The sequence below is a fragment of the Syntrophorhabdales bacterium genome (genome assembly GCA_035541455.1).
Lineage (GTDB): Bacteria > Desulfobacterota > Syntrophorhabdia > Syntrophorhabdales > WCHB1-27 > JADGQN01.
Genome location: DATKNH010000129.1, coordinates 26,644 through 45,160 on the forward strand (window position 1 = coordinate 26,644; position 18,517 = coordinate 45,160).

Consider the following 18,517-nt stretch of genomic DNA (forward strand, 5'->3'; position numbering starts at 1 on the left):
TAAGATTCTGCCGGCGGCCGAAGAAATGTCAGTCTGCTTTCACAATGCGTCTCGCCTTTCCCTCGAACCGTGGAAGGCTGCCTATCTCAGTCACTTCCACATCAGGCGTTATTTTGACATTATAGGCGATGCTGTCAAGCAACATCTTCACAGCTCTTTGAAGTCGGTCGCCGGACATATCAGCCGCAGCCGGCTCGACCCTGATCTTCAGTTTTTTGCCTGATCCCTGGCGTGGGACGACCAGCTGGTACTCGTTCGAGAATTCAGGCACCTGCCTCACGAAATTCTCGATCGCGGATGGAAAGATATTGACTCCGCCGAAGTGAAACATATCATCGGCCCTTCCGATAACACCGCCAATCATTCTGAGAAACGTTCTCCCGCACTCACATCTGTCGTAATTAAACTTCACCAGGTCTCCTGTCTTGTACCGCAACAGAGGCGCCGTCTCACAACAAAGATTGGAGAGGACCAACTCGCCCACTTCACCCTGCCCGACGGGCTTCCCCGTGTCCTTATCGAGCGACTCAGGCAGAAACATCGCTTCGTTCAAGTGTGTCCCCTGTTGCGCGACACACTCGAATCCGAAATTTGTGATCTCGGTACTCCCTATGTCATCATAATTCTTCGCTCCCCAGAGTCTCTCGACGAGGCTCTTTGTTGCCGGGACTTGCGCGCCGGGCTCACCGGCTGTCACCACGATCCTCACCTCGGAATTGGGCAGATCGATGCCCATCTTCTGGGCAAGCTCCCCCAGGTAAATAATATATGTAGGCGTGCCACAGACAACGGTCGCGCCCCAATCTACGATACTCTTCAGCCTCACTTCTGACGACTGACCCCCACCGGGAACAATGGTGATGCCATGCTGTTCCATGGCCGCCTGCATGCCCCACCAAGCCACAAAAAGACCGTAGACAAACGGGAAAAAGGCGACGTCCTTGCTGTCAACGCCGTACGCATAAATATAGTAGCTGAATTGTTCAAAATAGTTCTTGAACCAGTCCTTCTTGCTTACCGGGACCTTCAGCGGTGTGCCGGTCGTACCTGATGTCTGGAAAACGCGGCAGGCCGCTTCAGGCGGCAAGCAGGGGAAGTCACCGAAGATGGGATGCTCTTCTTGTGATTTCAGCAGTTCGGCCTTGGTCGTGAAGGGGACCTTTTGGATATCGTTGATACTCTTAATGTCTTGCGGTGCCACGCCTGCCTCTTTAAATTTTCTTCTGTAGAAGGGGCTCTTCTCGATAACATATTTCATCCGCTTTCTGAAAAGTTTCAATTGTCTTTTTTTAAAATCTTCCCTCTCCAGCGTCTCCAGATCCGGCCTCCACATCTTTACCATAAGACCTCCCCGCATGTTGATCCGTCCGGCTCCAGCTCACATTGCCCGAGCGTGATGTTCCCTCTTGTCACCGCAGAATGTTCTTGAAGACACCTGTTCGCTAGTATTTGTAGGCTGTCGGTATTTTCCTCGCCTTTTCCTGACCTATCCAATACGTGATGCGTTCCTTTATGTAGCCCATCCATGAATCGACTTCGGAAGCCTTAAAGCCTCTCTTCGACACCATCTCCTGCTTATACTCGCTGAAGAGCGGCTCTACAGCCTTAGACCATCGTGCCATTTCGGCGTCGCTGATCGGCACGATCTGTCCGCCCTTTGACAGGAAAAATTCTCTTCCGTCGATATCAGTCTTATTCCATTCGATCGCCCACATGTCGATATATTCAGCGGACAGATCGGTGAAAACTTTCTTCACATCCTCCGGAAGCCCGTTCCATTTGTCCCTGTTGAAGATCACGTAGAATGTGTAGCCGGGCCCTGCCTGGTACGCGGACGTATGATACTTCAGGACCTCGCCGGTCCTGAAGCTTTTCAGCTGCTCGAAAGGTCCCATGTTGCCGTCTATGACCCCTCTTCTCAGTGATTCGTACATGTCGACCATTTCTATCGGCACAACGGTGGCTCCCAGCGCCTTGACAGCCTCCCCGCTCCTGCCCGTGCCCCTGATTTTCATGCCCTTAAGGTCTTCCAGCGTTTTCACAGGTTTGCTCAAAGTCTGGATAGTCGACGGCGGGCTGGCGCTGAACATTAAGGGGTGGTATGCCTCCCACTCTTTCGGTTTGAACTTGTTGTAGAAGTCATTGTTGACGTGCGTCCAGACAAAGCTGCTCGGACAACCAATGGGCAGTTCAGTGAGCTCCATGACCGGGAAACGCCCCCTCGAATAGGAACAGTGAGCAAGGCCGATATCAGCAATACCAGACGCGACACCTGCTGCCATCTTGGGTGCGGTTAAGAGCGTCCCGGCAGGGTATTGAGTTACTTCCACCTTTCCTCCTGTCTTCTTGTTAACGTCGTCGCAGAATTTCTGCATAAGCGGCACATTGATGTGTAGAATCGGCATGTAGTTCGCAAACGAAAGCTTAATCTGCTGGGCGCCGACGTACGACGAAAAGACCAGTGTAATTGCGACCGCGAAGACCAATGCCTTCCTGCCTACAGTTCCCATGATTACCTCCCCTGATTTGTTATTGTGTATTTCCATAGAGACGTTTCTCATTTGAAAAACACCGAGGGAAGCCACAGGGCCAGTTCGGGAAAAATAAAAAGAAGGCCCCAGACCACGAACAGGGATATCAGAAATGGAGCCGCACCCTTGTAAATGGTTCCCATCGGCACTTTGGTAATGTTCTTAACAACAAAGATACATATGGCAACCGGCGGAATGATCATACCGACCATTATGACCACACAGACGAGAATCCCGAACCAGATAGGGTCAAAGCCGAGCTTAAGCACGGTCGGGTAAAACATCGGAGTGGCCAGGATCATGAAGGCAAGGTCCTCTATGAAGGAACCACCCAACTCGTAAACGAGGCAGATGAGGAACAGGATAACATAGCGGTTAACGTTCAGTGCAGAGAGATACACGGCTATCTTCTGAGGCATATTGGTGACAGCGATAAAATGACCGAGGATCACCGAACCGGAGATGAGCATAAGAAACATGCCTGCAGTGCGGATTGATTCGGTGAGAGAGGTTGCATACTTCTTGAAAGTCATATCCTTCCTGAAAAGCGAAAGGAGAAGGACAGAAAAAGCACCGACCGATCCCGCTTCTGTCGGCGTGAAAAACCCTGTCATGATCCCCCCGATCATGATGACAAAGATCACCAGCACCCAGGCAGCGTCCGGCAATGTCCGGATTCTTGCCTTCCAGGAAAAGCGGTCAGACACCGGAGCGACTTTCGGATTGATCTTTACCCATCCGTAAATGACTCCGATGAACAGGAGGGCGATAATGGCTGCGGGCACTATGCCTGCAAGAAAGAGTTTTCCAATGGATTGTTCTGTGATGATGCCATAAAGGATAAGCACAACGCTGGGAGGTATGAGACAGCCAAGAGTGCCCACCGTGGCAACCGTTCCTGTCGATAGTCTTTGATCGTATCCGTAACGCTCCATTTCCGGCATCGCCACGCTGGCAAACGTTGCAGTCGTTGCCGTCGCCGAGCCGCAGATCGCCTTAAAGCCACTCCCTCCCAGAACTGTCGCTATTGCCAGCCCTCCGGGAATGTGGCCCACGAACTTGTGAGCGGAATCGTAGAGCCTTTTGGCTACGCCGGCATGGTAGCCGACCTGCCCCATGAGAATGAAGAGCGGGAAGACCGTGTACCCATAATTGGTTATAACATCAAAGACGTCCCTGCCGATCAGATTGAGCGCGATCCAAAAACCCTTGAGATATGCGAAACCGATGAACCCGATAACAGCCATCGCAAACGCCAGTTCAATGCCGGTTGCAAAAAGCAGGAGCAGCAGGAAGAGGAGTGTGATGCCTGCGAACGTCTCATTCATATTCACCCCTCCATATTTTGATTATCTGCAGGACAAAAACGAGGCATTCAATGAAACAGCAGAACCCGACAGCATAGGCTAGAGGATAGGCAGGCAGTTGTATGGTCGGAGAGACCTCGCCCGACCTTCGGAACTCGTTCGCGACGACGAAGAGGTTGTATCCTATGCCAATGAAGAGAAGGAAGCAGATCAGCCGAGTGAATGTGTTAAGTATATCTCTATTCCCCTTCGCCACTCTTTCCAATACAATTTCCATGTTGACGTGGCACCGGTCGAACGAGACCTTGGGAATAGTGATGCCGATCACGAGAGCCAGTGACAAGCCCACGATCTCGTAGGTGCCGACGAGAGGGTGACCAAAAGCGCGCATGATTACATCGGCAACCGTCAACAGCATCATGAATGTCAGAGCCGTGCCGCCGATAGCGTTGAGGATCTTGGTTGTAATCGTCAGAAAATCTTCAAGTAAGTCCCCCATAGTTTCTCCCCTTTTATCTGCATGAATTGGCCTCAGGCTTCTACCCGCTTTCTTTGTTCTTTATCTGTTCCAGTTTCTCGATAATTCTGTGAGGATAGAATGGCGTCTGGTTCAACCGGACCCCTGTTGCGTTGTACAGGGCGTTTGCGCATGCCGCGATGGTGCCAGCCACGTAACCTTCTCCCACTTCCTTTGTGTCGTAGTGACTGCCCTTCTTGTACTCTTCCGTGATCACATCAACGTAGTCGGTCTCGACCATGTCAAGGGAGCAGGGAATGCGGTACTCCAGGAAGGAAGGGTTGATCACCGCTCCCTTGTCTGACACCACTTCCTCGTAGAGTGCGTGACCTTGACCCATCGAGACCTGCCCATCGATCTGTCCTTCAACGAGCACAGGGTTGAACGGAAAGCCACAGTCATGTGCGGTGGTCACCTTGAGTATTTTCATCGCGCCTGTCTCCGTGTCTATTTCGACCTCCGCTACCTGCGCATAGGATGAGTAGTTCTCCGACCATCTTCCCTTCGTTGTCGCCAGGCTGGGATGGGCCGGCTCATCCTTCATGGTTCTGAAGTGGCCCTCCCCGATGATCGAGTCTCCCCTCTTCTTTGCGATGCTTGCTGCAATCGCCTGCCGGTAAGAGATCTTCTTGTCGGGCGCCCGCCTTGCAAAAATTTCCTTATTCCTGGCCACCAGCTCGCCGGGATCGGTATCGAGCTCTTCCGCGGCAGCTTGCAGGAGTTTTCTCATCGCGCTCTCTGCTGCCTTTTTGGCTGCGTTTCCGGTAACCCACGTCAGGCCGCTGATCCACGAACCGATGTCGACGCAGGTTGTCTCTGTATCGGCAGCGTAGACCTGGATATCCTCCACAGGGACTGACATTTCTTCAGCCACGATCTGGCTCAGTACTGTTTCCGCTCCCTGTCCCATATCCACTGCTCCCGTGATCAACAACACGCTCCCGTCATCAGTCAACTTTACTATGACCGACGAGCTATTCGGATAGACCAGGGAGCCCCCGAAGTATGCACAGGTACCGATGCCAATGCCACGCTTTATCTTTGACCCGTTCGATCGTTCTTCAACTGCCTTCTTGTGTTTCTCCACGAAATTAGTCCGGCGGGCCACCTCTTCCAGGCAGCGCACCAGGCCGAAGTTCTTCACACTATCTTCGTTGGGAAGTATCTCTCCGGGTCGCCGTGCGTTCCTGAGCCTCATCTCTGCAGGGTCCAGGTTCAGTTGCTCGGCGATCATGTCGAATTGCGATTCGACGGCAAACCGCACAGCAGGAGCACCATGGCCCCTCTGCGGGCAACGGACAAGATTGTTCGTATAGACAGAGTACCCCTCGTACTTGAGGTTCGGTATTCTGTAGGGAGTCATCAGAAAGCCCCAGGCAAGGAAGATCACAACCACACCGCTACCTCTGTACGCGCCACTATCATTGATCGTCCGCACCTGCTGTCCGAGGATCGTTCCATCTCTCGCCACCCCCGTCTTCAACTCCACAATCAGGGGCTGACCGTGACGGGCGCCTTTGAAAACTTCTTCCCTGCTGTAAACGATTCTTACCGGGCTATGACATTTCATCGACAGGAGCGAGGCTATGTATTCGTGACTGAAGAGATCGATCTTGCCACCGAACGCTCCGCCCACATACGTTTTGTGGACACGGACATTCCCAAACGGAAGACCAAGAGTATTGGCCAGCTTGGCCCGCTTGAGGAACGTGCCCATGCTCGAAACCCAAACGTCGAGTTTTCCTGAATAGTCGTAGCTCGCAACGATTGCCTGCGGCTCCATGTAGGCGTGAGTGCGCAGATGGGTGACAAACCGGTCTTCCCTGACGAGATAGGCCTCTTCAAACGCCTGGTCGACATCACCCCACCCTGTGCGTGTCAGCCCGCCTATGTTCTTGTAGGGCTCCTGCACCTTTGGATGAGACGGGTGAATCTCCGGCGCGTTGAGCTTCATCGCCTCTTCCGGCGTGAAGACTGCCGGCAACACTTCGTATTCAACCTTTATCAGGGAAAGCGCTTCCTCGGCTGTAGGCTCGTCAATGGCCGCTACTCCTGCGACCTCTTCGCCAACGTGGCAGACCTTGTCGACTGCTATCGGGTACTGATCCGCGGGGTATCGAGGGGTTTCCACAAAACCGTGCCTGATCTTGAGCGAATCTTTAGCCGTAACGATGGCTTTTACGCCGCGGAGTCTTTCTGCGCGCGTCGTATCTATTGAAAGGATGCGCGCGTGTGGATGCGGACTTCTCAATACCTTTCCATACAGCATCCCGGGGAGCGACACATCGACCGTATATTCGGCGCGTCCCGTCACCTTTGTCGGCCCGTCCTTGCGCGTTATCGATTTCCCGACATAAGAAAGCTCTTCCATGTTAATGACCCCCTGGTTTCTGCACGCTCACCGAAGCAATCGCCTTCACGATCTTGTTGTATCCCGTGCAGCGGCACAAATTGCCGGAGAGCGCGATTTGAATCTCCTCTCCCGTCGGCTTCGGTTTTTCGTCGAGCAATGCCTTTGCGGTTAAGACCATGCCGGGAGTACAGTAACCGCATTGGACCGCGCCGTGATCGAGGAATGCCTGCTGAATGGGATGAAGTTTTTCCCCGCTCGATAATCCTTCAATCGTTGTTATCGCCTTGCCCTGGGCTTCAACCGCGAGGAGTAGGCAGGAACGAACCGGTTTCCCATCGATAAGGACTGTGCATGTACCGCAGACGCCGTCATCGCATGCCTCTTTGGCGCCCTTCAAGGAAAGGTCCTCCCGCAGCACTTCGAGGAGCGTCCTGTTCGGATAGGTGGCGATCTCGTACTCGAGGCCATTTACGATCAGTGAGATGAGACGCTTCGATTTTTTTTCCATGAGTTCTCCTTTACAGGCGCTCGAGGGCCGCTTTCATCGACCTCTTCGCAAAAACGGCAAGCATCTTCCTGCGATACCACGCAGGCATGAAGGCGTTGTTCACAATCGGGAGATTCCTGGGAATCAATTGATCGACGCTATCGAGGTCAACCTCCGAGGACCTTCTACCGACGACAATCCCGTTGATAGGCACGACCACGGGCGCGGGCCCTGCTGCGGAGAGGACAATCCGGGCAGATTCGATAATCTTACCGGCAGCAGAAACGAAAGCAGCAGCGCCGACCAAAGGATAATCCATTGCAGAGCGAAGTCTCAGTTTTTGATAGGTGGAACTCACTTTCTTCCCCGGGATGGGTACGATTACTTCTGTTGCGATTTCCTCCGCTTCCCGTTGCACCGGATTACGCCCCTGTCCGGTGAACAGCTCCTGGACAGCCACCTCCTCCGGTTTGCCCCGTTTCTTCTCGATTCTGATCTTCGCATCATGCGCGATAAGCGCAGGTGCCAGGTCTCCTTGATAGACGCTGAAGCACTTTCTGCTTCCAGGCACTGCCAGACACGCCTTGCCTCCCGCCTTAAGGCACGCCTGACGTTCCAGACGCCATGTACCCGATTGATTGTAGAAGATGCAGCGGGAATCCTGAAAGAGATTTCCGCCGATCGTTGCTACGTTACGGATGGGTGGCGCGGCCACGGCGAGCGCTGCCTGGTGAACCGCAGGAAGATGCTTTTCGATGAAGCCTGACGTCGCGATTTCAGCCAGAGTAGTCATTGCTCCGATACGTACATGTTGCCCTTGTCTCTTGATACCCCTCAGCTGCGGCAGGTTCTTGAGTCCCAAGAGGTACGAGGGCGTGATGAGGCCGAGCTTCATCAACGGCATGATATCGGTTCCTCCCGCCAGGAGCCGTACCTTCTTTCCGTACCGCTGCATCATCGCGAACATTTCCTGCAGGGTATCAGGCTCCAGGAAATCGAAATAAGGTAATCGCATTACGGGCCCCCTGTAGTAGGTTTAAAAAAGTCACTTTCAGTTGAGGAAGTTTCGAGGAAATATTTTGTTGTAAATTTGAAACTGTGAATATTATTTTCCCGGTCCAGAGCTTTGCTGACCAGGAGGAATGGCGGCTCTGTTGGACTACGTCTCGCCACGATTTTTGCTCCAGTCTGTCCACCCTAGCTTAACACAAATCGTGGCAGAGTATACCAGTTTGTTCTATCCAAGCTACGGTAGTCTTGCTGCCGCGCTAAGCAAGTATATAATGCGCAAGGCGTGTGCGATGTCCTGCGGCTGCGATGAAAGGGGCGACGCGAGCCCCATGCTGTATCCCCGAAGGGGTAGCGAGCGAGAGCTCGCGAGAGGGGGAGGCTCGACGGGCTTGGCCCGTAGAGGGGGCGACGTGAGCCCCATGTTATGGTTTGCGCAGGCCCATCTTTGACGCCAACTCAGCCATATCCCTGTAATCGTCGTCTCTCAGCTTTCTCTGTTCGGCAGGCGTTTTGTATTCACAGGTGATCCCCATTGCCTCGATCTTCGGCTTTGTCGCCTTTACTGCTTTTTCGACAGCAGGAATGAGAACCTTTTTTGCTTCGTCCGGAATTCCCGCAGGCGCATACATGCCGAACCAGGTTGCCGGCAGGGGCTGCTTGTAGCCCAGTTCCTTCATGGTCGGTATTTCAGGCGAAGAAGCTCTCTTCGGGTCCATCACCAGGATCCTTAATCTTCCTGCTTCCGCGTGCGGTTTCAGCTTAGTATACGTATCGACCGCTGCTTCCACGTGTCCTCCCAGAACAGCAGTAACCACCGATTCCCCTCCCTCGAAAGGCACGTGCGTGAACTGGGCTCCGGTAAGAGACTGAATAAGCTCGATCACGAAGTGCGGCTGAGAGCCGACGCCGATGGACGTTACGCGTAGTTTGCCGGGATTCTTTTTTGCGTAATCGATGAACTGCGTGAATGTTTTCCAGGGAGCGTCTGCTTTAACCCCGACAACGGTAGGCAAGAAGCAATAGAAACCGAGCGGCTCCAGGTCTTTCCCAGGATCAAACCGGACGACCTCCGGGTTTGCCAGAGGTGCATACACGAGGGCACCGGCGCTGGCATAGATCAGAGTGTAGCCGTCCTTCTTCGCCCTGACGCCTGCCTCGACTCCCAGAACCGTTCCTGCGCCTGGTTTGTTATTCGCGATAATTTTCTGGCCCAGGATCTGCCCCATTTCTTCTGCGAGGAGCCTTCCCGTGATGTCCATTCCGGCCCCTGCAACATTGGGGATGATGAGCTGAATAGTGTGATCCGGATACCCTGCTGCAAAAGAGTGCAGAGACGCCAGCGCCACAATAGCTGCTACGAGTGAAAGAGCCAGCAACGTCTTGCAGAAGAAATGTTTTATCTTCATGCCATAACCTCCCGCATTGTCGATTTGTAATTACACCGTCAACAGTTCATCGCTTGCATGGTTGATCCGTTCATAACCATCGTCGGTCACAAGATATGTCTCTCCCCAGAAGAAGCTGTTCTTGCCATCCGGCGTAAAAACAGTGGGATGGATGATAACGGCTGTCCCTGCTGTCAACACCTGGCTGTTCTGTGGGGAAACACGCGCTTCGTTCAGGTCGACACCGCACGTATGACCGTACGGGGGCCTGGGAATAAAGCCGCAACTCTCAACGTAGCCGATAATAGCAAGTGCGAGATCCCGCACACTCTTGCCGGGTCTGAAGACGTCAAGGCCCTTCCTGATGGCGTCGCGCGCAACACGATAGAGCTTTTCCAGTTCGGGGTTGGATGTTCCGACGTTCACCGTGCGGACCAATTGCGTCCAGTAACCTTCGAGGCACGGTGTAATCTCCATTACCACGCTGTCACCTGCCTCTATGCGGCGGTGCGAAGGCGAATAGGGAAGCGAAAGAGCGTTAGCGTCACCCGGAGCAAAGCGGCCTGAACCTATGAGCGTGAAGTGCTGCTCCGCACCCCGTGCGCGTGCATACTCCTCGATGGCTGCGGCCACCTGGTATTCGGTAGCCCCTGGACGAATCGTTCGGAGTGCTGCTTCATATCCTCCGTCAGCGAGGGGTGCACATTTTCTGAAAAGGTCTGCTTCCTCACCGCTATGGTGAAACCGTGCCTCTTCGATCTCCTCGTGAGTTTCTACCCATTCCACTCCGGGGAGTTCATGCTTCAGATGGTTGTGCCATGTTACAGGAAGCACGTCGAAGTGAACACCAACTTTGCCGGCCACAGCATTGCGTTCTTTCAGGAGCGCTGTCAGTTCAGCCAGCATATCATTGCTTGAGCGGCAATCCCTTATGGAAGACCTGCGCGACGCTGCCTGCTGTTGAATGGGGCTGCCAACAAAGAGTACCGGTTGCGCTGCCGGAAAGAGCACTGCCACCTGCCTGTTTGCCACGTTCTTATTGTCGACGTAGTACCTGAGATCACCGTACAATGCATTACCCACATTGACTTCGCCGAAGAGGATCAAGGCCTTGAGCCCGTTGGCCTCCATGATCTTCTTCATTATCTTGTCTCTACGTTCCCTCTCCTCGCTGCTGAACGCCATAGCCTGATCTCCCCGGCCGCTATTTTTGCTATCTAATATCCTATACATCCTCCGGTTAAGCAAGCGCAGCGAAAAAACCCGGCGCGACAAGTCTCTGTGGCGTCGCTTGTAAATTGTTCTTGACAAAGGTCTTGCGCGCATTGCACCATTCATGGATGGCAGAAAGAGTAACGTGCGCTTTCGGGGTGAGTTTCAATCAAGAAAGATAATAGACAAGCATGAGATAACCCAAGCACAGTGAAGGGGGAAAAAATGGGCAAGAAGGAACACGAGCCTGTCAGTGAAGAGGAGAAAGAATCGGGCAAACTGAAGGTCACACGTCGTGACTTCCTGAAAGGCCTGGGAGCGAGTACCGTGGCTGCCGCCGTGATCACAACAGGAGGCGCTCACAGCGAGGCGGAAGCAGCGGCTCCTCCAAAGGGGACCCGTGATGCCCTGATCACCACGGAGATCAATGGTCGGAGCTATCGTGTTGCTGTCAAGACGCACTGGACCCTGCTGGATGTTCTGAGAAGGGAGCTTGGTTTAACAGGGACGAAGAATTCCTGCAACCGTGGTAGTTGCGGGGCGTGCACTGTCATCATGGACGGCATGGCTGTGTATGCCTGCGCGCTCCTTGCGGTTGAAGCTGACAAACGAAAGATTACCACGATAGAGGGATTATCTGACGGCGAAAAGCTCCATCCCATTCAGAGCGTATTCATACAGGAGGATGCGCTTCAGTGCGGCTTCTGTACTCCTGGTATGATCATTTCCACCAAGGCGCTGCTCGACAAGAACCCGCGGCCAAGTGAGGCAGAAGTGAAAGAAGCACTTTCAGGGACGATTTGCAGATGCGCCGCTTATCCCAAGATAGTGAAGGCCGTAATGTCGGTTTCACAGAAGGCATGAGGGGGGCACATGAGCTCGCAATTCAAGATCATCGGAACACGCCAACCGAAGATAGACGCATTCGAGCGGGTAACCGCCCGGGCAAAATATGCTTCAGATTTTTACCTACCTCGCATGCTTTATTGTAAAGTACTCCGAAGTCCATATCCTCATGCACGCATCGTGAGCATAGATACCTCCAAGGCATCTGCCTTGCCGGGTGTGGCATTGGTGCTCACACACAAGGAGATGCCGGAGTACGTGTGGCACATCGGAATGCCACTCCTCACAGATGTGGCGCGATTCGTGGGTGACGATATAGCGGTAGTGGCCGCAAAGGATGAGGAGACGGCCACCGAGGCGCTTGATCTCATCAAGGTGGAATACCAGAAGCTTCCCTTTGTACTCGACCCTGAAGAGGCGCTGAAGCCGAACGCGCCCAAACTTTACCCTGATGGGAACTTGATAGGAGGAAAACCTGCGGTAGTGAGCAGGGGGGATGTCGAAAAGGGTTTTACCGAGGCTGATCTCGTTTACGAAGCCACCTACCGGACCAACATGTTGCAGCATGCAACCAGGGAACCGCGCGTCTGCGTCGCAGTATGGGAAGCCGGCAAGCTTACACTCTGGGATTCTACGCAGTACTCTTTTGATGTACAGCGGGGTGTAGCAAAGGCCCTGAATATGCCTATGAGCAAAGTCCGTGTGGTCTGCGATTTTATGGGAGGCGGCTTCGGCGACAGATCAGGGCCGGAGCGTTACAACGTGCTCGCGGCACTGGTTGCCCGGAAGACAGGCCGTCCTGCAAGAATAGAATTCGACAGGGAGGAAAATTTTACGGCAGGCCACCACCGTTATCCGGTGATTCTCTCCTTGAAATATGGTGTGAAGAGGGACGGCACTCTTACTGCCTTGCAGGCGAAAGCCATTGCCGACATGGGAGCGTATGCTCACTTTCAGGGGGCAGGAGGCACGATGGAAGTTATCATGTCCACCTACCGGTGCCCCAATATGAAGGGCGAGAGCTATTCTGTGACGACCAACAAGCCTGAAGGCGGCTTTATGCGGTGCGTGGGCCATCCGCAGGGCACGTTCCCTCAAGAGATCCACATGGATATCATTGCAGAGAAACTGGGAATGGACCCGGTTGAGTTAAGGTTGAAAAACTACGCGCGCCTGGAGGACGGTGACCAGTTCAGAAAAATTCCTTTCAGCAGTAATGGCATGGAAGAGTGCATCAAGCGGGGCGCCGAGACATTCAAGTGGAATGAGCGTTGGAAGAAACCCGTGTCGAGCGCAGGCCCTGTAAAGAGTGGTATCGGCATGGCTATCCATGCCTGCCGCCACGGGGCAATCGCCCCCGGCTGGCCGAGTTCCGGTATGGTCCGCGTCAACAGCGACGGGACCATCAACGTATTTACGGGTACATCAGACATAGGCGGCGGACAAAAGGGAACAATGGCCATGATTGCGGCAGAGGAGTTAGGCGTGCCGCTGAAAAATGTCTTCGTCACTGCGACAGATACTGATGTGACCACAGACACGTTCGGCACTACCGGGAGCCGCCAGACGATCACAGGCGGAACCGGCACAAGGCTGGCTGCGGCCGATGCGAAAAATCAGCTGCTCGATATTGCAGCGGCCGAGCTTAAGACGGACAAGAAGAATCTGGTTATAAGCGAAGGCACGGTTTATGCGCGCGGTTCCGAAAAAGGTGTCCCGCTGGATCAGATTGCAGCCAAGGCACCTGGACCAATAATGGGAAGAGGCGTCGGTATAGCTCCCACGAACATGATTTTTCACTCGTTTGCAGCGCACTTTGCCGAGGTGGAGGTCGACACAAGGACGGGCGCGGTGAAAGTGCTGAAACTCGTGGCAGTGCATGATCTGGGGAGAGCGATTAACGCGATGGCCACAGAAAACCAGATCGAGGGAGGTGCAATCCAGGGCATGGGCTTTGCGCTGGCCGAGGAACAGATTACTGACAGGGCCACAGGAATCTGCATCAACCCCAGCTACCTTGATTACAAGGTACTTACCATCAAGGATTTCCCGGAGATAACCCCCGTGATCGTTGAATCGGTCGACCCCTTTGGCCCCTTCGGGGCCAGGGGAGTTGGTGAACCGCCTTACAGTGTGCCGGCACCTGCCATAACGAACGCGATCTACAACGCGATAGGTGTGCGTTTTTCAGAGATCCCTCTTACTAAGGGTGTGGTGCTTGCGAGCCTTAAAAAAGCGAAGAGCTAGAGGAGGAGAGAACGATGAAACCATTCGACTATTATAAGGCCACCACGGTCCAACAGGCTGTGGATCTCCTTGCAAAATATCAGGACAAGGCCGCTATTCTGGCGGGGGGAAGCGATCTCCTTGGCCTAATGAAAGACCGTATAGAAGGCCCGAAGATGAAGCTGCCTCAGCACGTGGTCGACATCAAAGGGATCAAAGACCTGGCCATTATCAGAGAGCAGAAGACGAGCTTGAGGATTGGTGCTGCTGTTACGATCACCAGTATCATTTCGTCCGAGGTAGTCGCGGCAAAGTACCCGCTTCTCGTGCAGGCAGCAAAACAGGTGGCCGTGCCGCAAATCAGGAATGTTGGAACTCTGGGAGGTAACCTCTGCCAGCGTCCCCGCTGCTGGTACTTCCGCGGGAAGCTTTTCACAGAATGCCTGCGCAAGGGGGGCGGAAACTGCTATGCCCACGACGGAGAGAACCAGTACCACGCTATCATTGGAGGCGATATCTGCGCCATGGTTTACCCCTCGGATATGGCCCCTGCATTGATCGCGCTGGATGCGAAAGCCGAAATAGCCGGTCCGAAGGGCTCACGTACTGTTCCGTTGGAAAAATTCTACGTGTCCCCGGAAAAAGTGATAGTCCGAGAGAATGTGCTTGCTCCTCAAGAGATGCTGGTCGCTGTTGAAATCCCTGCATCGTCGCAGGGAAGAAAAGGAGTTTTTCTTAAGCTAAAGGAAAGGCAGGCCTTTGATTTTGCAATCGTCAGCGTTGCCGTGTCGCTCGCGTCGAAAGGCACGATACTATCTGATGCCCGCATAGCCTTCGGAGGCGTTGCACCATTCCCGCTCAGAAGTGCAAAAGCTGAAGCCGCCCTGAAAGGCAAGGAATTGAAAGGCGCCGTTTCCGCCGCGTGCGCCGTCTGTGTGGACGGTGCACAGCCTATGAGCAAGAATGGCTACAAGGTTGACGCGGCTAAAGGGGTCCTGGAGCAAGCGCTCACATCTCTGGCGTGAATTTTTAGCGCAGCACTTGGTTCAGAGTAACTTGAAGCCGGTCCCTCAGAACCGGTTTGATGAGCGTGGCCCTTACTCCACTTGCGCGGACCTCTTCAAGTGTGATCAGGTGCCCCTGCCCGGTCATCAGAATAACGGCTATATCATCTTTCACGCGGAGCATTTGAGCTGCAAGCTGAGTTCCAAGCAAATCGGGCATCATCTGATCCACAATCACCGCGTCGAATCTTTCCGGAGCCCGGGAAAAAAGATTGAGTGCCTTCACAGGGTGAGTACAAACAACCGAAAGACAGCCGATACGGCGCAGCATGTGCCTGACCATTTCGGCGACCATCTCGTCGTCATCCACGACCAATATTCTGTGTTTGCCTAATCCCCGTTTGCCCATTACCAGTTGAACATAAGTCTTTCAAGGTCCTGATGCAAGAGTTTTTTATTCGGTTGAACCTTTAAAGGCTTTAAGCCATGCGACGATTTCCTCTGCTGCGACATTAGGGGTATTCATATGGTTGCTGTCGACAACGACGTATTTGTTGTTCTGGTTGGGGGGCGCTTTTTCAAAGGCATACGATGGGCCCGACTGGTACATAGGGTCCTGCGTGCCGACCACCCACAGAAGGGCGGTCCCCGGCTTAAGGGCTGCCGCATTGGTAGGCATTACGGCGGGCCCCTGCGGGTCAGTGTAGCTGAGATAAATTTTTGCAGTGACTTTTCTGGTCTCCCTCTTCCCCTGGTTGTAATCATCAAAGATCCCGATCTTATCACCATTGCCTTCGCTCACCATCTTACGCGCGGTTTCCACGCTCCCACCCACACTTGATGCGTATCTCTTCGCTTCCGGCGCGTGGCCGGGTGCGACTGCCACTATCCCATCGACTTGCACTTTTGTGCCATAGTAGAGCGCCACGTTAGCGCCCAGACTATGTCCTGCGATAAAGATACGCTTGGCCCCTTTGCTCCTGATTTCTGCGATGGCTCTGTCGATTTCGGAAACCGTGTCCTCGTATGCTTTATCGAAGCCGCGGTACCTGGAGTAGGGCATCTCCGGCACCGTGACAATGAAACCGTTTTTCTTAAGAGCATCTGCCAGTCCCGAAAGCAGGCTCGGGATACCGTCCTTTCCGTGCAGGAGAACGATACCCGTCTTTGTCTCGTCTGCAGCACCGGTTGAGGAAAGCACCAACAGAACAAGAAAGAACGCGCAAACTGTCCTTTTGACCATGTTCATCATGTGTGACTCCTTATGCCGGTTGATGAGCATTCCAGCATTACGATGATCAGTTACCTTAATTGTAGCACCGGTAGACTGCTTGTCGACAGATTTGGTAGCGGAGATAGTACGGTCACAGAAAAAACTTGACAGGGCTAGACCCCGTAGAATAATTTCTTTAGGGATTATGCCCTGCAAATAACACGAGTGGAATGCATACTGCGTCATTACTGAGCCCCGCACGTTCCACTAAAAAAGCACATTGAATAAGGAGGACACCATGGCTGTTGAAGGATTTGAACCGTATAAAGCAGAAGATGCCGAGAAATACAATCGACTGAGGTGGTGGCAAGGCCTCACCTGGGGGGATATGTTCGACAAGGCAACTGATATCTACCCGTGGAAAGAAGCGCTGGTTGATGACACGACTCGCTTTACCTACAAAGAGCTGCGGGAAAAAACGGACAGGGCTGCAATAGGCTTTATGCAGTTGGGCATCAAGTCTCAGGACTTCGTGCTGATGCAGCTCCCTAACTGGACCGAATTTGTTATTTCATTTTTTGCTTTGCAGAAGATCGGTGCTATCACTGTGTTGCTCATTTCGCGTCACGGGCTTTCGGAGGTCAACTACCTTGCCAGCCTCACGAACCCGACTGCATGGATCGTACCTGACAATTACAAGAATATTGACTTCCTCTCGCTCATTAAAGGGGTAACGGATGCAACAAAGAGCCTGCGCCACGTGATAACCGCAAGATCCGCAGACAAAAGCCGGTTTGTGACACTTGAAAGCCTCATTGAATCGGCGCAATTGACGCCATCAAACCTGCAGGCCCTTGATGAGAGGCGGCCTGATCCTATGGAAGTCTCCATGATCCTGCCCACCGGTGGTACGACCGGGCTTCCTAAAGCGGTGCCCCGGACACACAACGACTACATCACCTATGTTGAATATCACGCGAAGAGATGGGAGGTCACCAGCAATGATACGCTGCTGACTGTTGCGCCGGTGAGCCACAGCCAGGGGATGCACGTCGGGCTGGGGGGAAGTTTTTTTAACTACGGGAAGTACGTATTAGCCGATTCCACCGATCCTGCTGACATCTGCACGGTGATTCAGAGGGAGAAAGTCACTGCTTTTCCAACAGTGCCGGCAATTGCCCAGAGAATAGTGAATCTGGAGAATTTGAAACAGTACGACCTGAGTTCACTCAAAAAGATTTACTGTGGAGGCGCGCCCAGTACTCCTGAACTTGTCAAGGCAGTATACGAAAAGCTCAACTGTAAATTCGTGAATGCCTTTGGTTCATCCGAGGGAATGAGCTCCATGACACGCCTTGGTGATGACATTGACACAATCTGTACCACAGTGGGCAGGCCGGATTGCCCCTACACCAAAGCGAAAGTTATTGATCAGTACGAGAATGAGCTGCCCGCCAATAAAGAAGGAGAGATCGTCTACAAGGGCCCCACAATTTTTACCGGTTACCTGAAATCAGCCGAAGAGAATAAGAAGAATTTTACCAAGGACGGTTTCTTCAAGACCGGCGATTTGGCCAGGATAGACGAAACCGGCATCATAAGGATCACGGGCAGGATCAAAGACACCATACTGCGGGGCGGAGAGACCATCAGTGCAGGCGGCATTGAGCGGCTGATACGGACTCATGCTGCCGTGGCCGATGTCGCAGTGATCGGCATGCCGGATAAGGCTCTGGGTGAGAGAATATGCGCATACGTTCAACTTAAGCCGGGTGCAAAAATCGAGTTTGAGGAGTTGAAGACGCATCTCAAGAGCGTGGGCGCGTCAGTGCTCCAGATGCCGGAACGCATGGAGATAATCGACAGCATTCCGCTGACGAATCTCAATAAGGCGGATAAGAAGGCGCTGAAGGAGGACATAAAGAAGAAGCTAGGTACGGCGTAGACCAACTTACCTTCAAGTGCATGCATTCTTTGCCTGCGCCGCGAAGAGTGGGACACTTTAACAAAAGCCGTGGCGTTTCCGGAAGAGAGAATTTCTTCTTGACGCTTTCATTGTATGTGCTTAACATTATAAAGGCACGGGTACCAGCTCGGGACGGGGGACTTACTGAACCAAAGCTCCATAAACGGACGAACCGCTGACAAAGTCTCGTTACTGGTACGAAACAAAAATGTTGTACAGGAGGTGTAGCTGTGAAGAAAACTCTTATGTTGAGTCTGGCTTTATGTATTGTCTTCTGCGCCACATTGGCCTTCGCTGCCCAGCCCCTCGGCGGGCCTGTGGACGCGGAGCAGGGCAAGTGGGCGGCATCGGTCGGTTATTTCTATTCCCAGGACCGGTGGAGCTCGAGCACGATCAGCGGGGATTTTGACCCCAAGGTCAAGACGTACTCGTACTTCGGGCAGCTCGCTTACGGTATCG

The 18,517-nt window shown here is 53.3% G+C and carries 16 protein-coding genes; 5 read left to right on the top strand and 11 right to left on the bottom strand.

Annotated elements, in window-relative coordinates; genetic code table 11:
- Positions 1–28: 28 nt before the first annotated feature.
- The 9 genes from VMT71_13990 to VMT71_14030 form a co-directional block, all read right to left on the bottom strand.
- Positions 29–1,342 carry an AMP-binding protein gene (locus tag VMT71_13990; protein HVN25079.1) on the bottom strand — a complete coding sequence of 438 codons (1,314 nt, stop codon included), beginning with the start codon at positions 1,340–1,342 and terminating at the stop codon, positions 29–31.
- A 100-nt stretch (positions 1,343–1,442) separates the two neighbouring features.
- Positions 1,443–2,510 (bottom strand): TRAP transporter substrate-binding protein, encoded by a 1,068-nt coding sequence (locus VMT71_13995; GenBank protein ID HVN25080.1) that lies wholly within the window; start codon positions 2,508–2,510, stop codon positions 1,443–1,445.
- 47 nt (positions 2,511–2,557) lie between these two features.
- Complete coding sequence (locus tag VMT71_14000; protein HVN25081.1) at positions 2,558–3,859, bottom strand: TRAP transporter large permease; 1,302 nt, start codon at positions 3,857–3,859, stop codon at positions 2,558–2,560.
- A complete protein-coding gene (locus VMT71_14005; GenBank protein HVN25082.1) occupies positions 3,852–4,337 on the bottom strand; it encodes a TRAP transporter small permease in 486 nt (161 codons plus the stop codon). Before VMT71_14005 ends, VMT71_14000 begins: the two co-directional genes overlap by 8 nt.
- Positions 4,338–4,377: 40 nt before the next feature.
- Positions 4,378–6,726 carry a xanthine dehydrogenase family protein molybdopterin-binding subunit gene (locus tag VMT71_14010; protein HVN25083.1) on the bottom strand — a complete coding sequence of 783 codons (2,349 nt, stop codon included), beginning with the start codon at positions 6,724–6,726 and terminating at the stop codon, positions 4,378–4,380.
- 1 nt (position 6,727) lies between these two features.
- Positions 6,728–7,216 carry a (2Fe-2S)-binding protein gene (locus VMT71_14015; GenBank protein HVN25084.1) on the bottom strand — a complete coding sequence of 163 codons (489 nt, stop codon included), beginning with the start codon at positions 7,214–7,216 and terminating at the stop codon, positions 6,728–6,730.
- A gap of 10 nt (positions 7,217–7,226) precedes the next feature.
- Positions 7,227–8,210 (bottom strand): FAD binding domain-containing protein, encoded by a 984-nt coding sequence (locus VMT71_14020; GenBank protein HVN25085.1) that lies wholly within the window; start codon positions 8,208–8,210, stop codon positions 7,227–7,229.
- Positions 8,211–8,628: 418 nt separating this feature from the next.
- Positions 8,629–9,612 carry a tripartite tricarboxylate transporter substrate binding protein gene (locus tag VMT71_14025; protein HVN25086.1) on the bottom strand — a complete coding sequence of 328 codons (984 nt, stop codon included), beginning with the start codon at positions 9,610–9,612 and terminating at the stop codon, positions 8,629–8,631.
- A 30-nt stretch (positions 9,613–9,642) separates the two neighbouring features.
- A complete protein-coding gene (locus tag VMT71_14030) occupies positions 9,643–10,776 on the bottom strand; it encodes a Xaa-Pro peptidase family protein (protein ID HVN25087.1) in 1,134 nt (377 codons plus the stop codon).
- A 252-nt stretch (positions 10,777–11,028) separates the two neighbouring features.
- Here VMT71_14030 and VMT71_14035 point away from each other — a divergent pair, with 252 nt between their 5' ends.
- From VMT71_14035 to VMT71_14045, 3 genes are read left to right on the top strand one after another with little or no spacing between them, the layout of a single operon-like run.
- Positions 11,029–11,667 carry a (2Fe-2S)-binding protein gene (locus VMT71_14035; protein ID HVN25088.1) on the top strand — a complete coding sequence of 213 codons (639 nt, stop codon included), beginning with the start codon at positions 11,029–11,031 and terminating at the stop codon, positions 11,665–11,667.
- Between the two features lie 9 nt (positions 11,668–11,676).
- Positions 11,677–13,896 (top strand): molybdopterin cofactor-binding domain-containing protein, encoded by a 2,220-nt coding sequence (locus tag VMT71_14040; GenBank protein HVN25089.1) that lies wholly within the window; start codon positions 11,677–11,679, stop codon positions 13,894–13,896.
- Positions 13,897–13,910: 14 nt separating this feature from the next.
- On the top strand, positions 13,911–14,900 hold the full coding sequence (locus VMT71_14045) for a xanthine dehydrogenase family protein subunit M (protein ID HVN25090.1): 990 nt from the start codon (positions 13,911–13,913) through the stop codon (positions 14,898–14,900).
- 4 nt (positions 14,901–14,904) lie between these two features.
- Here VMT71_14045 and VMT71_14050 read toward each other — a convergent pair whose 3' ends face one another.
- Positions 14,905–15,249 carry a response regulator gene (locus VMT71_14050; protein HVN25091.1) on the bottom strand — a complete coding sequence of 115 codons (345 nt, stop codon included), beginning with the start codon at positions 15,247–15,249 and terminating at the stop codon, positions 14,905–14,907.
- Between the two features lie 84 nt (positions 15,250–15,333).
- Complete coding sequence (locus VMT71_14055; protein ID HVN25092.1) at positions 15,334–16,131, bottom strand: alpha/beta hydrolase; 798 nt, start codon at positions 16,129–16,131, stop codon at positions 15,334–15,336.
- Positions 16,132–16,390: 259 nt separating this feature from the next.
- Here VMT71_14055 and VMT71_14060 point away from each other — a divergent pair, with 259 nt between their 5' ends.
- Both VMT71_14060 and VMT71_14065 read left to right on the top strand, forming a co-directional pair.
- Positions 16,391–18,037, top strand: coding sequence for an AMP-binding protein (locus VMT71_14060; GenBank protein ID HVN25093.1), 1,647 nt, complete (start codon positions 16,391–16,393; stop codon positions 18,035–18,037).
- A gap of 251 nt (positions 18,038–18,288) precedes the next feature.
- The coding region (locus tag VMT71_14065) for a hypothetical protein (protein HVN25094.1) at positions 18,289–18,517 on the top strand (229 nt) is incomplete at its 3' end.

Excerpts from the sequence above, each read along its gene's own strand:
- VMT71_14025 (HVN25086.1), bottom strand. The coding sequence starts at position 9,612 with ATGAAGATAAAACATTTCTTCTGCAAGACGTTGCTGGCTCTTTCACTC.
- VMT71_14000 (HVN25081.1), bottom strand. The coding sequence starts at position 3,859 with ATGAATGAGACGTTCGCAGGCATCACACTCCTCTTCCTGCTGCTCCTG.
- VMT71_14060 (HVN25093.1), top strand. The coding sequence starts at position 16,391 with ATGGCTGTTGAAGGATTTGAACCGTATAAAGCAGAAGATGCCGAGAAA.
- VMT71_14005 (HVN25082.1), bottom strand. The coding sequence starts at position 4,337 with ATGGGGGACTTACTTGAAGATTTTCTGACGATTACAACCAAGATCCTC.
- VMT71_14040 (HVN25089.1), top strand. The coding sequence starts at position 11,677 with ATGAGCTCGCAATTCAAGATCATCGGAACACGCCAACCGAAGATAGAC.
- VMT71_13990 (HVN25079.1), bottom strand. The coding sequence starts at position 1,342 with ATGGTAAAGATGTGGAGGCCGGATCTGGAGACGCTGGAGAGGGAAGAT.
- VMT71_14030 (HVN25087.1), bottom strand. The coding sequence starts at position 10,776 with ATGGCGTTCAGCAGCGAGGAGAGGGAACGTAGAGACAAGATAATGAAG.
- VMT71_14020 (HVN25085.1), bottom strand. The coding sequence starts at position 8,210 with ATGCGATTACCTTATTTCGATTTCCTGGAGCCTGATACCCTGCAGGAA.
- VMT71_14010 (HVN25083.1), bottom strand. The coding sequence starts at position 6,726 with ATGGAAGAGCTTTCTTATGTCGGGAAATCGATAACGCGCAAGGACGGG.
- VMT71_14035 (HVN25088.1), top strand. The coding sequence starts at position 11,029 with ATGGGCAAGAAGGAACACGAGCCTGTCAGTGAAGAGGAGAAAGAATCG.
- VMT71_14045 (HVN25090.1), top strand. The coding sequence starts at position 13,911 with ATGAAACCATTCGACTATTATAAGGCCACCACGGTCCAACAGGCTGTG.
- VMT71_14055 (HVN25092.1), bottom strand. The coding sequence starts at position 16,131 with ATGATGAACATGGTCAAAAGGACAGTTTGCGCGTTCTTTCTTGTTCTG.
- VMT71_14015 (HVN25084.1), bottom strand. The coding sequence starts at position 7,216 with ATGGAAAAAAAATCGAAGCGTCTCATCTCACTGATCGTAAATGGCCTC.
- VMT71_13995 (HVN25080.1), bottom strand. The coding sequence starts at position 2,510 with ATGGGAACTGTAGGCAGGAAGGCATTGGTCTTCGCGGTCGCAATTACA.